The sequence below is a fragment of the Peribacillus muralis genome (assembly GCF_001439925.1).
Taxonomy (GTDB): Bacteria; Bacillota; Bacilli; order Bacillales; family DSM-1321; genus Peribacillus; species Peribacillus muralis.
On sequence record NZ_LMBV01000004.1, the window covers coordinates 258,554 to 275,007 of the forward strand.

The 16,454-nt window shown below is 41.0% G+C and carries 11 protein-coding genes and 1 pseudogene; all 12 read left to right on the forward strand.

What is annotated here, in order from left to right:
- Nucleotides 1-8 precede the first annotated feature (8 nt).
- Nucleotides 9-1,085: a mannonate dehydratase gene (gene uxuA, locus ASU00_RS07770; RefSeq protein WP_057912877.1), complete on the forward strand. Its 1,077-nt coding sequence runs from the start codon at nt 9-11 to the stop codon at nt 1,083-1,085.
- Nucleotides 1,082-1,912: pseudogene (locus tag ASU00_RS07775) on the forward strand (SDR family oxidoreductase). Before uxuA ends, ASU00_RS07775 begins: the two are co-directional and overlap by 4 nt.
- A 209-nt stretch (nt 1,913-2,121) precedes the next feature.
- Nucleotides 2,122-3,123 (forward strand): LacI family DNA-binding transcriptional regulator, encoded by a 1,002-nt coding sequence (locus tag ASU00_RS07780; RefSeq protein ID WP_057913011.1) that lies wholly within the window; start codon nt 2,122-2,124, stop codon nt 3,121-3,123.
- 388 nt (nt 3,124-3,511) lie between these two features.
- Complete coding sequence (locus ASU00_RS07785; protein WP_057912878.1) at nt 3,512-4,216, forward strand: TerC family protein; 705 nt, start codon at nt 3,512-3,514, stop codon at nt 4,214-4,216.
- A gap of 225 nt (nt 4,217-4,441) precedes the next feature.
- The gene (locus ASU00_RS07790) at nt 4,442-5,212 is read left to right on the forward strand and encodes a nucleotidyltransferase domain-containing protein (protein ID WP_057912879.1); all 771 of its coding nucleotides are present in this window, start codon (nt 4,442-4,444) and stop codon (nt 5,210-5,212) included.
- 661 nt (nt 5,213-5,873) lie between these two features.
- Nucleotides 5,874-7,001 (forward strand): histidine kinase N-terminal domain-containing protein, encoded by a 1,128-nt coding sequence (locus ASU00_RS07795; protein WP_057912880.1) that lies wholly within the window; start codon nt 5,874-5,876, stop codon nt 6,999-7,001.
- Nucleotides 7,002-7,737: 736 nt separating this feature from the next.
- Complete coding sequence (locus tag ASU00_RS07800) at nt 7,738-9,135, forward strand: amino acid permease (protein WP_082630198.1); 1,398 nt, start codon at nt 7,738-7,740, stop codon at nt 9,133-9,135.
- 365 nt (nt 9,136-9,500) lie between these two features.
- Nucleotides 9,501-10,256, forward strand: a complete 756-nt coding sequence (locus ASU00_RS07805) for a hypothetical protein (RefSeq protein ID WP_057912881.1) — start codon at nt 9,501-9,503, stop codon at nt 10,254-10,256.
- A gap of 181 nt (nt 10,257-10,437) precedes the next feature.
- Nucleotides 10,438-11,433, forward strand: coding sequence for a cation diffusion facilitator family transporter (locus ASU00_RS07810; RefSeq protein WP_057912882.1), 996 nt, complete (start codon nt 10,438-10,440; stop codon nt 11,431-11,433).
- A 249-nt stretch (nt 11,434-11,682) separates the two neighbouring features.
- Nucleotides 11,683-12,426 carry a Cof-type HAD-IIB family hydrolase gene (locus ASU00_RS07815; protein WP_057912883.1) on the forward strand — a complete coding sequence of 248 codons (744 nt, stop codon included), beginning with the start codon at nt 11,683-11,685 and terminating at the stop codon, nt 12,424-12,426.
- Nucleotides 12,427-12,598: 172 nt separating this feature from the next.
- Entirely contained in the window at nt 12,599-13,597 is a 999-nt protein-coding gene (locus ASU00_RS07820; RefSeq protein WP_057912884.1) for an NAD(P)H-dependent flavin oxidoreductase, read from the forward strand.
- A 352-nt stretch (nt 13,598-13,949) separates the two neighbouring features.
- A complete protein-coding gene (locus ASU00_RS07825; RefSeq protein ID WP_082630200.1) occupies nt 13,950-16,340 on the forward strand; it encodes a YhgE/Pip domain-containing protein in 2,391 nt (796 codons plus the stop codon).
- The last annotated feature ends 114 nt before the right edge of the window (nt 16,341-16,454 follow it).

The following is a 16,454-nucleotide window of genomic DNA, read 5'->3' on the forward strand; positions in this document are numbered from 1 at the left end:
GGTGCATGATGAATATTACATTTAGATGGTACGGGAAGGACAATGATACCGTTACGTTGGAGCAGGTTAAACAAATTCCTGGGGTCAAGGGGATTGTTTGGGCATTGCACCAAAAACCGGTTGGTGAGGTATGGGAAAAGGAAGAAATCAAAAAAGAAATTGACCATATCCAATCCTTTGGTTTTCACACGGATGTTGTAGAAAGTGTAAATGTTCATGAATCGATTAAATTGGGCAACGACGATCGCATGATGTATATCGAGAAATACAAAGAAACGATCCGGAACCTTTCGGAGGTGGGCGTAAAAGTCATTTGTTATAATTTCATGCCGATTTTTGATTGGACACGTACTGAAATGTTTTATCCGCTTGAAGATGGGTCAACTGCATTATTTTATGAAAAGGGAAAAGTGGATACGTTAGATCCACAAGAGTTGATCCGTACCGTAGCCGAAGCTTCGGATTTAACGTTACCAGGCTGGGAACCAGAAAAAATGGAGCGGATTTCGGAATTGTTCGAAGCGTATAAACGCGTGAATGAAGAGCATCTGTGGGCGAATTTGGAAATATTCCTTAAGGAAATATTACCGGTTGCCGAGGCATGCGGCATTAAAATGGCTATCCATCCGGATGATCCACCATGGTCCATTTTTGGTTTACCGCGAATCATTACCGGGGAAGCGAGTTATGAAAAGCTAATCTCGATTTCGAAATCACCATCGAATGCTTTTACGATGTGCACCGGCTCGATGGGGGCAAACCCAGAAAATGATATGGTTCAGGTAGCTAAAAAATATGCCTGCCGCGCTCCTTTCTCGCATATCCGGAATGTGAAGATTTATGAAAACGGTGATTTTGTGGAAACATCGCATTATACTCAAGATGGATCGATAAACGTACAGGGTGTTGTTGCAGAATTGAATAAGCAGGATTACACGGGATATGTCAGACCTGACCACGGCCGCCATATATGGGGAGAGGTTTGCCGTCCAGGCTATGGTCTATACGACCGGGCTTTAGGAATCATGTATTTGTTGGGATTATGGGATGCCAATGAAGCTACTAAATTAGGTGACCGCTCATGATCCCCATCCATGAGAATTTAACGAATGAGTAGCGATAATCACTGGCGGCAGCGGTGTGTTCCAAAATGGCAGTGGAATTAGCTCGTCACGGAGTCAATATAGCAATATTGAACAGAACGGCAGAAAAAGGTCAGGAAGTGGTCGAGCTCATTGAACGAGATGGCGGCACTGCACTATCCATTGCGACCGACGTATTGAAATTGAGTTCATTGGAAAAGGCAAGAGAGGAAATCAAAAAAACGTTCGGACGTGTAGATTTATTAATAAATGGTGCAGGGGGCAATCATCCGGATGCAATTACAGCACCTGAGTCATATGGCGAGGAAACCGAAGGGAAATCATTTTTTGACTTGGATGAAAATGGCTTTTCAGAAGTTTTTGCCAGTAATTTCACGGGTACATTCCTGGCCAGTCAAGTTTTTGGGAAAGAGCTGCTGCAAGTGGAAGCACCAGCCGTCATTAATCTGTCTTCCATGAGCTCCTACTCCCCGATGACCAAAGTGCCGGCATATAGTGCTGCAAAAGCATCGATCAATAATTTCACCATGTGGATGGCTGTTCATTTTGCTGAAGAGGGATTACGGGTGAATGCCATCGCACCAGGATTATTCCTGACTAAGCAAAATCGAGGTCTACTGTTAACGGAAGATGGCAGCCTGACGTCTAGATCCAATAAAATCATTACTGCTACACCGATGAAGCGCTTCGGGAAGCCTGAGGATTTACTTGGTACTTTGCTTTGGCTGGCAGATGAATCTTATTCAAGTTTTGTAACGGGTATAACGGTGCCTGTCGATGGGGGCTTCATGGCTTACTCGGGCGTCTGAACGCCAAATGGCAATATAATATGGATTCGAGTATGACTTGACCTTCAGCCGACAACATCCGTTCAATGATATGGGGAACTGACCTTTGCTACTGCATCAGAAGGAGTTTGTAAACGGCCAATTAGCATAATAGAATATTCTTTATACAAAGGCATATTGTTTACAGGCATCAAGGAGAAAATTGAAATCACACGACAGGAATGAATGATATGAAACCCATTACAATAACTGATGTTGCCAATCACGCAAAAGTATCAAAAAGCACGGTTTCCCAGTACTTGAACAAGAGATATGAGTATATGAGTGAAAAAACGAGGAGAAAGATTGAAGCAACGATAGAAGAGTTAAACTATCAACCTAATATCCTTGCACGCAGTTTAAAACAAAAATCCACGTATACCATCGGGGTGGTTGTGGCCAATATTCTTCACACGTTTTCTACGCAAGTTATTAGAGCGATAGAGAACTACTTTTACGAACATGGCTTCCATATCATCGTATGCAATGCAGATGACAATCCTGAAAAGGAAAAAAATTATATCGAAATGCTAAGAGCCAAACAAGTGGACGGGATCATCATTTTCCCCACAGGAGACAATCTCGATTTATATAAGCGCATGAAGAGTGATCAATTTCCGATCGTCTTCATGGATAGGACGATTGAAGAACTAAATGTTGCAACGGTCATGCTTGATAATCAACTTGCCGCTCAATTGGCGGTTGATCGGTTCGTTGAAAAGGGTATTGAAAATATTGCAATCATAACCACTTCAATAATACGGGACATCAGTCCTCGAATCGAACGGATCCAAGGGTACAAAGCTGCACTCTTATCACATGGGATAGCATTCAATTCGGAATATATTAAAACCGTCAATATAGATGAAATTCCAGCTGCACTTTCAGAAATTTTCGATTTGGAAAAACGACCTCAAGCGATATTGGCAGGAAACGATATCGTCCTTAATGAGGTATTGCGATATATGAAAAAGCACCGCATCACTATTCCCGATGATATTGCAATTATTGGGATCGATGATGTACCGTATGCCAGCTTTTATACCCCGACAATCACGACGATCGATCAGCCAGCCATTGAAATGTCTAATTTGGCAGCCGAGCTACTGATGAGTCAAATCAATAAAGAAGAAACCAAAGACACAAGCGTGCATCGTTTGAAGCCGACTTTGCTAATGAGAGATTCTTGCTAAAGCGAGTTTCCTAAAAGCTTGTAGTAAAGACCGTCGGTGATGAATGGTTTCAAAGAATCGTTCAGAGTTCATGAAATAGCCATTTTTTTGAAAAAAAACAGGTCTATCAATCCTTATTTTTTTCTTTCATTTATTCGTAATTTTGGTATACTGAACTAGTGATATATTTTCTTGGTATATTCTTTAGGGACCTATACCATATGTGAAACGTAAATTGCATAGCTCAACATTCCCGTGAAGGGGAGTAGCGTCAGGGATAACCTGAAATAAAGTCGTCATTACGTGGGATTCCACCGGCTTTATTGGCCTAATTCATTTAGTGCTCAGCGAGACCTTTGCCATCAATGGCTGAGGTCTCTTTATTTTTGTACAAAAGGAGGAAAATGTGTTGGATTTTTTAACAGGTGAATTTATTTCAGGACTTTTAGCGATCATTATGATAGATTTGGTTCTTGCCGGTGATAATGCGATCCTTATTGGATTGGCTGCAAGAAAGCTTCCAAAAGATCAGCAAAAAAAGGTGATAATATGGGGAGCGGTCGGGGCAATAGTGATCAGGATCATTGCAACGCTACTGGTTGTTTGGCTCTTAGAGGTGCCAGGACTGCATTTAATTGGGGGATTACTTCTAGTATGGATTGCTTATAAGCTTCTCATCGATGAAGACGAACCTGATTTGAAGCCTGCAGACTCGATGTGGGCTGCAATCAAAACGATCATCATTGCGGATGCCTTGATGGGACTGGATAATGTCCTAGCTGTTGCAGGCGCGTCGCATGGTAACTTCACGTTAGTGGTAATCGGCTTGCTCGTTTCGATTCCAGTCGTCATGTACGGAAGCACCTTGATCTTAAAACTGATAGAGCGTTACCCATTCATCATCATCATCGGCGCAGGCATACTTGGCTGGACATCTGCTAAGATGATCGTTGCTGAACCCTTCATGCAGGACTACTTTGCCAATCCATTCATTAAATATGGATTTGAAGCCTTAGTAGTGATTGGCATTTTAGTTGCTGGAACCTCAAGGCAGAAAAAAATAGAAAAAGAAAAAGCAAGCAAGGAAAAAATGCAAATCGAACGAAATGGATAATGTGCTCCACAATGGGACCTTTCACAAATGAGAGGTCTCTTTGTTTATAAATGAAGCGTACTGCCTTTAAAATGATATAATTGGAGAATCAACGTAAACATCCAAAGGTCCTTAACCAAACGTTTAACGGTAATGGGCGATGTGACACCTCTTTGTTGTTTGACAGCGCTTTAAAAACAATGATATTTGGTAAGGACAACTGAAAGATGGGAAGGGGGAAGTGCCATGAAAGAAAAAATAATCGAAGAATTAAAGGGTATTGAAGCAGCCAATGATGTCAAAATCCTGTACGCTTGTGAGTCGGGAAGTCGTGCATGGGAACTTCCTTCGAAAGATAGTGATTACGATGTTAGGTTCATTTATATACATAAAAAAGATTGGTATTTGTCAATCGATAAAAAAAGAGATGTCATTGAGCTGCCAATCAATGATTTACTGGATATTAATGGTTGGGAACTAACGAAAGCCTTACGGTTATTTAGAAAATCCAATCCGCCGCTTCACGAATGGTTAAACTCGGGAATCGTATATTATCAAGCTTACTCGATTACCGACAAGCTGAAGGAAATGAGTGACAAGGTGTATGAACCAACCGCAGCATTGTATCATTACTTGAACATGGCCAAGGGGAATTATCGAGATTATTTACAAAATGAACAGGTGAAAATCAAAAAGTATTTTTATGTGCTTCGTCCAGTCATGGCATGCCTTTGGATACAAAAATACAACACCATTCCTCCCATGGAGTTTCCAGCATTATTGGAAGGTATCATTCCAGGGGGACCATTAAAAACGCAAATCCAAACTTTATTGGAGAAGAAGATAAATGGTGACGAGTTGGACCTTGGACCTAGAATTGAAGTTATAAATGCCTTCTTAGAACATGAAATCGAGCGTTTGACGAACTATGCTAAAACATTAGATACGAAAACGGAAGATCCGACGGAGCTTTTGGATCAGCTTTTTAGAGCGGCTATAGATGAGGTTTGGAATTAACGAAACGGCAAGATTCAGTTGCGCTTAAGATAATGTAACAAGATATTGTTTCCAAATGAAAATGCCGATTTAGAATCATATTAAAACTATGGAATTATTGGATTCTAGTTTTTACTTTAGAGCACAGTGAAGCTTTTGCCATATTTACTTGATCTAGCCTTTCACAAACGGAGTTCTATTTTTTGATACGTTGGTGCTATTCACCAAGTAACACGTGTGGATGATTACCGGTCCAATGCTCAGCTTTCCAGAGGGCGGGCGGGGAACCTCCTCAGCGTGAACGACATTTCCCGCAGGAGTCTAGCGATCTGCGCCAATAAACTTTAAATCATTTCGTTTCAAAAACGAAAAGAGCCATTATTTTTCACTTACATTCAGCAGACTTGTCAAGCAACCGATATATATATGGAAAGGTATTTTTCAGGGGATTTATAAATTCGTGAAGCATTGTTCATAATGCAAGGTTACTTCCAGATCGAAAAGTTTGGTCCCGTACTCTTCTATATGCATCATTTCTTGTATTGACTCTGTTTCCTTTAGCGGAAAAAGAGAGATTCACCATCTCGTTCAAATTTTGAAGTGCAGGAAATCAAAATCTCATATAGAATGATGTTAATGATGCAATATCTAAAATTCCGCAAGGGGATGTGGTGGTCATAGTATGGAGTTGTCATCTGAACAGAATCAGTATAAAAAAGTACTGATTTCATACTTGGAAAAAAATCAAAACGTTTTTTTAAATGAATGGAACGAGACCATTAAGATCAATGAAATAGATCCCTACAAAGAAAAGATCAAAGAAAATGGATATGGCATGTATGCTCTAGTCATCCAAACATTTAAAGGAGCTTTATCTGATTACATGCTGACAAAATTGGCCCATCAGGTTGCAAAAGAGCGCCTCGAAGCAAATATTAACATCGGGGATTTTCTCTATAATATTAATTTAGGGAGAAATATCATCATAAGGAATATTTTCGGGGCGAATATCCCTATTGCTCATCTACAGGAATTCATTAATGCGATCAATATACACTTTGATACATTCAGTTATCATGCCGTAACGAAATATACGAACCTTACGAATGACTTGATCGAGGAAAAAAAGTCTTATATCAGTGAAAATCATAAAGACAAATTGGCGGTACTTGGGCAAATATCTTCAAGCTTTGTACATGAGTTCAGAAATCCGCTAACAGCCATTATGGGTTTCAATAAATTGCTGAAGCGAGAGAATCCAAACCTGAAATACTTGGATATCATTGATTATGAATTGAACCAGTTGAATTTCAGGATAACCCAATTCCTCCACACTTCAAAATCTGACGTTAATGAGGAGCAAAGAGAGGAAATCTCCGTTCTAAAGTTAATTGAAGAGATACAGGAACTCACATATGCCAATATTGTGGATGCGAGCGTAAATGTTGAAATAGATATTCATCCGAACTTTTTCATTACCGCTAGCAAGGATGGATTAAAACAAGTGTTTTTAAATCTCTTTATAAATTCCATTGATGCATTGAAGGACAAAGAACACCCTAGAATATTGAGAATCGACTCTATAATAGAAGAAAATGAACGAATCATTCGCATTTCTAATAATGGACCAGTAATTGCCAGTGAACTGATTGAAACCATTTTCGAGCCCTTTGTCACGACAAAAGAGTTAGGAACGGGAATTGGTCTATACGTATGTAAAAAAATCATCGAAAGCAATGATGGATATATGAATTGCGAATCCAATGAAAACGCAACCACATTCAGCCTCCATTTCCCATATGACCAATAGTGAACTTATCTTTTTTTCATACATAGAATCGATTTCATGTATTCGCATGTACTAAAATAGTTAGTTGGTGGACTTTATATAGGTACCAACTTGTCGCAAATGGAAAATAAATGAATTTTTTTGGAAGATGCCGATATCGATATCGATGAATTGAATCGAGGCATCTTTTTTTGTCTTAACAGACAATCACCGTGCTGCATCTTACAACCAAGATTCCGATTTGATTCAGAATAGAATTAAAAAATCAATAATGGATCAAATATCGCCATATTAATCCATCTTTGAATCACTCTTCTTATCTAAACGCATAAAATCTCTAGATATGAACCTTCCTTTTTTGGCATGGATATTGCTTTGATTATTTATAGCTTTTAAAAGTTATACAGAGGAGAGGAGGGACAAGCAAAGCCTTTTATAAGGGCGGATGAACATACACCTATAAGGACATCGTTTCAGGGATAATCATTGTACTTCCCGGGCGTAACGCTGTAGGGCAAGCTGTAAGAGCAAAAAGATAAAACGTTCATAGCGAAACATTATTTTTCGCGCTATAACACGCGTACATATGAATTTTACTGATCGACCATTCACTCGGTCTTGCTTCAAGAGGCGGGGAAACGAAGGTTGGACATCTTGTAGCAAGGTAAGAACGCGAGACTACTGCCGGTGTACCTAAGGCAAAGGAAAAGGCATTATGACAAAACGGGATTCTTACATTTAAAGGGTGGTGCAAATAGTGGCTTTTCAAACAAATGAACTGAAGCATGGTCTTAAGACCAGACATGTGACCATGATTTCCATTGGCGGAGTTATCGGAGCAGGATTATTTATCGGAAGTGGCACAATCATCGTTTCCGCAGGACCAGGCGCTATTTTGTCATATATCATTGCAGGGCTGATGATCGTACTTGTCATGCGCATGCTAGGTGAAATGGCTGTGGTCAATCCGGATAGCGGGTCCTTTTCAACCTATGCACATCAAGCATTTGGTCCATGGGCGGGTTATACGATTGGCTGGTTGTACTGGTTCAACTGGGTCATCATCATTGCCATTGAAACGACATTATTGGGTACCATGGTACATGAATGGTTTCCCAGCATCCCGATGTGGGCGGCTAGTTTATCTTTCCCCATACTGATGACCATCACGAATGTCTATTCTGTAAAAGCCTACGGGGAGTTTGAATACTGGTTAGCATTTATGAAGGTAGCCGCCATTATTATCTTCCTATTTCTCGGTGCAGCCATGATATTCGGGTTTGTTCCAGGATTTGAGTCTCCTGGCCTTTCTAACATTTCTAGTGAAGGAGGATTTTTTCCTCATGGTTTTCTCCCTGTTCTCCTAAGTGTCATATTCATTACCTTCTCGTTATCGGGAAGTGAGGTTGCGGCCATTGCCGCAGGGGAATCGGAAAACCCGGAAAAAAATATCATTAGGGCCATAAACGCAGTGGTATGGCGTCTGCTACTTTTCTTTGTAGGCTCAGTTGCTGTATTGGTTATCATTATCCCGCAAAAAGCAGAACAGTTATTGAAAACTCCCTATGCCAGTGTATTTGAGATGGCAGGCCTGCCTGCCGCGGGTCAAATCATGAATATCGTAATCTTCATATCGTTGCTTTCCGTTTTGAATTCTGGACTGTACACAAGCTCACGTATGCTTTATTCCTTATCAAAAAAAGGAGATGCGCCGAAAATTCTGTCGCGGGTGAATAAGCGGGGAATTCCGATTTGGGCGTTAATGGCCAGCGTATTCTTTGCATATGTGTGCACGACATTTAAATTTGTTTCCCCAGATAAATTATTTGCTTTTCTCGCAAATAGCTCGGGAGGAGTCACCATGATTATGTATATCTTCATCGCTTTTTCTCATCTGTACTTAAGGAAAAAGACGGAAAAAGAACACCCAGGCACACTTAAAGTGAAAATGTGGCTGTTCCCTTACTTAACCTATGCCACGATTGCCGTCTTATTTATCATTTTTGCCGCACAAGCCTTCATCGATTCCATGCGGTTGCAATTCTTTCTAACGACCCTTCTCACCGTTCTCGTTATCGGATCATACTTTCTGTTTTATCATAAGAAAGCGGCTGTCATTCCGGAATCACAGAAACAACTTAAAAAGATTCAATAAGCTTTACAGCGTATGCAACACCTATATGATTAAAAGATTGAATATTCCATAAAAAGAAAAAGAGGTCCAGAATTTTTTATTCTGGACCGATTTTGCATTACGGTAAACAATTGGATCTACGAGTCTTCCTCCATGGCAGATGATTTTTGGGTCCCTTTCATGTCTATATATTCTATCTTAATTTAATAAAAAGTGGAGAGTTTCGAATGTTTTCAATCAACGTTCAATGAAACGGTCTAAGTAAAGATCTTCCAATACTGAGGGGGCGTCGGCATTCTAGTTTTGCTTATCAACATGATTCATTTGCATCTTTGAAATCCTTTGCTAGAATATAATCATATACATAAAAATTAGGAGTGGTGACTGTGGCTGAATCTCCAGCTGAAGAATTTATTCACTATATTGCCCCGAAAGGCGAGTATATCGCATTTGTAGATGATGAGGACTATATCGCTAAAGGATTGGAATGGAAGTTGTTTACTGCGCGATCGGTAAAAAGGGAACTGCTTTATAAAAGCGGCACCTATCAAGGAAAGGTGAAATTGGCAGGCTACGAACAATATGGGAACGGACTTGATACGGTTGTCGTTGAATTTGAGAATGGGAGGCTGAGCTGCATTCATCCTTCTTACTTAAAGGAAATGCAAAGTTCCAATTTTGGAAAAGAGCTTTTGAGTGGACCTGTTTCCGACATAACGGCCATTTCAAGTGATAACGACAAGGAGTCGGCAGCTCCAATAACGAAAGCTTCCGATTCATTAACTGAGGAACCAAAAAAGGCAAAAACGAAAAGCAAAAAGGCGACAGCAACACCAAAATTGGATTTGCCAGTGGAAAAAGTGCACTTCACCGCAACTGTCAAGGAGTTCACGGCGAAAATGAACCATTTTACAGGTGAGGAAGATGAAGTTATTCTGCTGTCGAATGTCAAAGTTACGACGGAACCAGAATTGTCAATCGGAGATGGTTGGTGCGGTTATAGCAAGACATTGAAAAAAGCTGAACTAGAAGAAGGCGACGAAATTGAATTTGATGGGAAAGTGGTCGATAAGAAATATAATAAAGAAATCCGATATAAAATCAATAATCCATCAAAGCTAGGGAAACGGGTGGAAGCTTGAACAAAAAGCTGATTCTTGCACAATGGGGAGTAGGCAACCGCTTACTGCCTTTTTTGTGCCCAAGAAGAAAAACAATGAGAGAGAACTCCGTTTTTCCCTTTTGTGGTTTCATCTAATCCAGTGTTGGGGATAATACATTATGATAATGGATTAATTATAAAGAAAACAGGGGGGACTTTTATTGAAGGAATTGTTTCGATTATTAAAGCAAGGAAACAAATCAGCATTCATTGCTGCCTGCGTGAATAGCATCATTGCCGTCTTAAAGGGAATTGCCTATTTCATGACAGGGAATGTGGCAATGTTTGCGGAAACATTACATACGTTGGGAGATGCCGCGAACCAATTTTTCGTCTTCATCGGTTCAGCATTAAGCAAAAAATCACCGACAGATCGATTCCCAGATGGATTCGGACGTTTGGTGAATCTCGTCCTTTTAGGTGCGGTTCTTGTTGTCGGAATTATGTCTTATGAAACGATCAAAGAGGGGTTCCATCACATTTTGCATCCTGTACATTCAACCGGAATCGTCATTAACTTGTCCGTTTTATCACTAGCTGTTGTGTTGGAATCATATGTACTATTTAAAGCGATGAAGGAAGTTGTGCATGAGACTGGAATTGAAGCAACAGGAACGGCAATTATCTTTAAAAGCTTTGCTGGTTTAAAACGGGCAAAACCAGCAACGAAACTAGTATTTATGGAAGATATGGTGGCAACTGGTGGAGGAGTGCTTGCGATTATTGCCATTCTATTAGCGAATTTCACTCCCTTCATTCAAGCGGAAGGAGTCGCTTCGGTCATGATCGGTCTTGGAATGTTCTACGTGGTTGGCCGGGTTTTCCTAGATAATGCAGCAGGTGCTCTCGGGGAAGCGGATATAGAAATGCGGAAAAAAATCGGAAGCATGGTCATGAGTGATCCGGATGTGAGGGATATCCAGAAACTTGCAGTTTTAAAAGAAGGTGAAGACTTTCATGTTGAATTGGAAGTGGAGCTTGATCCCCATATTTCAATCGCCGAAGCAGATGACATTAAAGATCGACTTTTTGAGGAAATATTCAAGGAACGTGGAGTAACGGATGTCATTATCGAGTTCGATGAAAATGATGGTGTTCCTAAATGGGAAGAACAAATCAAAAAAGAATTGACTGAACTGGAAAAAGAGAAGGAATAGGTTCTTACAATGTATGGGGAACAGCAGATTACCTAGCCTTGGGCGTTCAATCTAAATGGCTTCCCTTTCGAAATGTAACGTGAATGCTTCACACTCCCTTCTTCAAAATATATAGTTTGAAGAAGGGGAATCACCATTCTCCTTGCCCGGCAGTACTTGTTCAATTGTTCACGTTCTTTCCATGTAAACACAAAATAAGCTATCATGGTATGTGATACATAGAGAAATTTTTCTGAAAGGGTGAAAAAAATGATGAAACCAGATATTAAGCTGGTCGCGTTAGACATGGATGGAACACTTCTGAATCGAGCAGGGGAGATTTCTGAAGAAAACAGGAAAGCGATTAAAGAAGCAGAAGATCAAGGCGCGTTCGTTGTATTAAGCACTGGGAGGTCTTATGCGACATGCAGTGATTTTGCAAAGTCGATGTCACTCAGATCTTATCTCATTACGGTGAATGGAAGCGAGATTTATGATAATCAAGGAAAATTGGTGGAAAGAAATATCGTCGATACAGAGTCGATCCAATGGATGTGGGAATTAAGCCAAAAGCATGGAACACATTTTTGGGCCATAGCTTGCGATAAAATTTACAGAGCTGAAATGCCTGAAAGAATCAATGATTCGGAATGGCTTAAATTCGGATTCGATACAGAAGATGAAGCTACCCGCCAAATCATCATGGATGAATTGGTAGCAAGAGGAAACTTGGAAATCAGCAATTCAAGTCCGACGAATATAGAAGTGAATGCCTTCGGTGTAAATAAAGCGAAAGCGATAGAGCTCGTTTGTTCTTTGCTTAATATCACGATGGATCAGGTAATGGCAGTGGGAGACAGCCTGAATGATTTAGCGATGATTTCCGAGGCGAAAATGGGAGTCGCGATGGGAAATGCACAAACTGTGGTGAAGGAAAAAGCAGATTGGGTTACAGCAACGAATGAAGAAGATGGGGTAGCGAAGGCCATTCGTAAATGGGTCCTTTCCAATTAAATTGAGGCCGTATATGGTGCGTTGTCCATATACGGTTTTTTTATTGAAATCTTTCCCTTCAGCATTTTAGTTGGATTAAAAATTAAATTTCTTGAAAATTGTGCATTTAAGAAGTATGATAATCTTGTGGTGTTATATTTTGGTAATATATTAATAGTGGGAGGTTTCATAGATGAGTAGAACTTTGCCCGAACAGTGGTGGGATCAATTATCTTTGCCAGTCATTTCAGCACCTATGTTCCTGATATCAGGTCCTGAGTTAGTGAAAGAATGTTGTTTGAATGGCGTGATTGGCTCTTTTCCAGCGCCAAATGCCCGCCCGATAGAGGTACTTGACGAATGGATGGGCGATATTAGCGATACATTGAAGGCAGCAAGGGATAAAGAACCGAACAGCAAGCTTGCACCATGGGCAATGAATATGGTCGTCCATCGTACATATAGCCGATTGGAAGAAGAGTTGGAACTGGTTAAAAAACATCAACCTCCCATCGTCATCACATCGTTAGGTTCTCCTAAACATGTTGTGGACGTCGTACATAGCTATGGAGGGTTAGTCTTTTCTGATGTCAGCAGTGTCGATTTTGCCAAAAAAGCTGCCGAAACCGGTGTGGATGGGTTGATTTTGGTAGCTTCTGGAGCTGGCGGGCATGCGGGTGAGATTAATAGCTTTGCTTTCGTGGACAGCGTAAGGACATTCTGGGACGGCATCATATTGCTTGCCGGGTCCATAAGTACAGGTCACAGTATCCTGGCTGCTCAAGCTGCAGGAGCAGATCTTGCTTATATGGGCACACGTTTTATCGTAGCGAAGGAGAGCAGGGCTAATGATGAGTATCGTGAAATGCTTGTCGATTCGGATCACGATGATATCATCTTGACTGATGCATTTTCAGGCGTGAATTGCAATATGCTGAAGCCGAGCATCAGAAAGGAAGGAATGGACCCCGAGCAACTAGCCAAAAAAGAAAAGGTGGATTTCGACAGCATGTCCAAGCCATCCGAGTCAAAAGCGTGGCGTGATATTTGGTCGGCAGGACATGGCGTTGGGGCGATAAAAAAAATCGATACAGCTGCAGGCATCATCAAGCAACTGGAAAAAGAGTATCACGATTCCTTAGCGAAATTGACAAGGCAGGCGGAAAAATTAACGGGCATTACTTCAAAATGATATGAAAGCGCTTCATTTAATTATCTGGAAATAATTTTTATAAAAGGTAGAAAAGGGTGTCCGATTACGGATGCCCTTTTTCTGTTGCTAACGTATCTTTCATTTGTTGAAAGGGAGCTGTACAGGAAAAGGTGAAAAGTGAAAAAATATTGATAAAAAACTGGATAAATGTTATATTCAATACTGTTAATGACCAATTGAACGATTTGGTCATTTATCATTAATGGTTGAATGGAAAGAAATAAATAACTATATAGTACGAATGAAGGAACCTTAGTCATGGATTCGTACATCCATTGTGAAATAGAGCATATGAACGGCGATATACGCCGTAAAGGAGGACTTGGTAAGTGTGTTTAATTCTCTAAAGGGTGAGTTGGCAGCAATCATCAAACATCCTATGATACTCATTTCCATAATAGGGATCATATTGATCCCCTTACTATACAGCGGGACGTTCCTTTGGGCGTTTTGGGATCCTTATGGGAAGGTGGACCAATTGCCGGTTGCCATCGTCAATATGGATGAAGGAGCCGTGTACAATGAAACGGACCTTACAATAGGAAAAGACTTAGTCAAGGAGTTAAAGGAGAAAAAGGACTTTGATTGGCATTTCGTCAGTCAAAAAGTAGCGAATGAAGGTCTTGAAAACCAGGATTATTACATGAAGATAGAAATACCTAAAAACTTTTCCAAAAATGCAACCACATTGCAAGATGATAATCCGGAAAAACTCGATTTAATTTACACGTCTAATGAAGGAATTAACTATATATCTACGAAAATCGGTGATGCAGCTACTGAAAGAATAAAAGGGGAAGTATCTTCAGCTGTCACGAAAACGTACGCGGAGTCCATGTTTGATAATTTGAATGAAGTTGCTGACGGACTTAAAAGTGCCAGTGATGGGGCAGGGAAGCTAAAAGATGGAACGGATAACGTGAAAAACGGAACGAGCGAACTTGGAGCAGGAATTAATTCTGCTAAAGAAGGTTCCAAAAAAGTGGAAGACGGAATTGATTCCGTTCGTTCTGGTTCAGTCGCAATCCATGAAAATCTCGAAAAATTGGCCGGAAAATCCTTGACCTTTTCCAATGGGATTGATTCGGCAGCGGCTGGTTCAAAAGAGCTGAATCAGGGATTGCACCAGTTTAGCACTGGTGTAGGTCAAATGAAAGATGGGCAATCCCAGCTTTTACAAGGTGCCAAAAAATCCGAAGCTGGAACCGGTGAATTGGCCTCTGGACTGCAGCAGTCATTAGCTGGATTCAATGAAGTCGAAGAAAAGCTGCCAGCTTTGACTGAGGGTGCAAATGGTGTCGCTGCCGGGGCAAGTCAGCTTTCAGGCTCCTTATCTGAATGGAGTGCAGCTACAGGAGATGCGAAAACTGGGGCAGCTGAAGTTTCTGCCGGTTTGGAAGAAGTTATATCCGGATTGAAACAACAATCCGAAAGAACGGAAGATCCTGCCGAGAAAGCACGTCTGGAAGGAGTGATCGTCTCACTTTCCCGAATCAGTGAAGGCAGTAAGGGAGTCTCTGAAGGGGTTGGAAAGCTTTCGGCAAGTGCTTATGAAATTGCAAAGGGCGGCAACAACTTAAATGATGGAGCAGCTCAGTTAAGTGAAGGAGCAAGCGCGCTAAGCGGTGGTTTCAATCAATTGAAGCAAGCTCAAGATAAACTCGCCAATGGGGCAAATGAGCTGAAAGACGGTCAAGGACAACTGGTATCTGGCTTGATAACATTTGGCGATCGTATCGATGCAGCCCAAAATGGTCTTGGACAGTTAACAGATGGCAGCAATAACTTGGTTAACGGACTTGATCAGCTTGAAGATGGCTCCAAGCAATTATCGAGTGGCACCTCTCAACTTTCCGAAGGTTCCAAAAGCTTAATTGCCGGAACGGATAGGCTGAAAGAAGGCTCATCCAGCCTGACAAGCGGGATGGGTGAATTGGCGAACGGAGCGATCAAGCTACAGGATGGCATCGCCAAGCTATCTGATGGCTCGGAAGAATTACATGATGAATTGAAGGATGGCGCAGATGAAGCCGGCAAAATAAAGTCCAATGAAGATGTATATGACATGTTCGCAAGTCCGGTTAAAGTGGATAAAATGCCAATCAACAACGTACCAAACTATGGAACCAGCTTTGCACCTTATCTTATTTCCTTGAGTTTATTCATCGGGGCGATCGTTCTGACGATCATTTTCAAGTTAAGGGAGCCTGCCGTTAAGCCTGCAAATGGATTCAGTTGGTTCATCAGTAAGTATAGCGTCATGGCCATCGTAGGTATTTGTCAAGCGGTATTGGTCGATTCAATTCTAATTTTAGGGTTGGGAATCAATGTTACGAGCCTTCCGCTATTTTTCGCAGTAAGCATTCTTGCGAGCTGTACATTCATGGCGATCATTCAATTCCTGGGCTCAGCCTTGGATAATCCTGGACGATTTATCGCCTTGTTAATTTTGATTCTTCAATTGACGAGCAGCGGCGGAACCTTCCCGAATGAATTGGTTCCTGGCTTCTTGCAAGGTTTTACACCATTTTTACCGATGACGTATTCGATTAATGCATTTCGGGCAGTCATTTCAACAGGAGATTATAGCTTTATGTGGCATAATCTAGGCATCCTGGCGATATTCCTTGTAGTCGCATTAGTCTTATCTCTTCTTTACTTCATTTATCGGTTCAGAAAATTGAACGCAAATGATGATGATAAGGAAGAGACAACCGTATAACAAAGAACGGATTCCCAAATAGGGGTCCGCAGACTGTAGACAAACTTTGATAGTAATGGAGTTTGTCTGCAGTTTTTTTGGTTTTGTATAAGTGTTTCTTACCACGTTGCTTTC

Excerpts from the sequence above, each read along its gene's own strand:
- uxuA (WP_057912877.1), top strand. The coding sequence starts at position 9 with ATGAATATTACATTTAGATGGTACGGGAAGGACAATGATACCGTTACG.
- ASU00_RS07780 (WP_057913011.1), top strand. The coding sequence starts at position 2,122 with ATGAAACCCATTACAATAACTGATGTTGCCAATCACGCAAAAGTATCA.
- ASU00_RS07790 (WP_057912879.1), top strand. The coding sequence starts at position 4,442 with ATGAAAGAAAAAATAATCGAAGAATTAAAGGGTATTGAAGCAGCCAAT.
- ASU00_RS07795 (WP_057912880.1), top strand. The coding sequence starts at position 5,874 with ATGGAGTTGTCATCTGAACAGAATCAGTATAAAAAAGTACTGATTTCA.
- ASU00_RS07815 (WP_057912883.1), top strand. The coding sequence starts at position 11,683 with ATGATGAAACCAGATATTAAGCTGGTCGCGTTAGACATGGATGGAACA.
- ASU00_RS07820 (WP_057912884.1), top strand. The coding sequence starts at position 12,599 with ATGAGTAGAACTTTGCCCGAACAGTGGTGGGATCAATTATCTTTGCCA.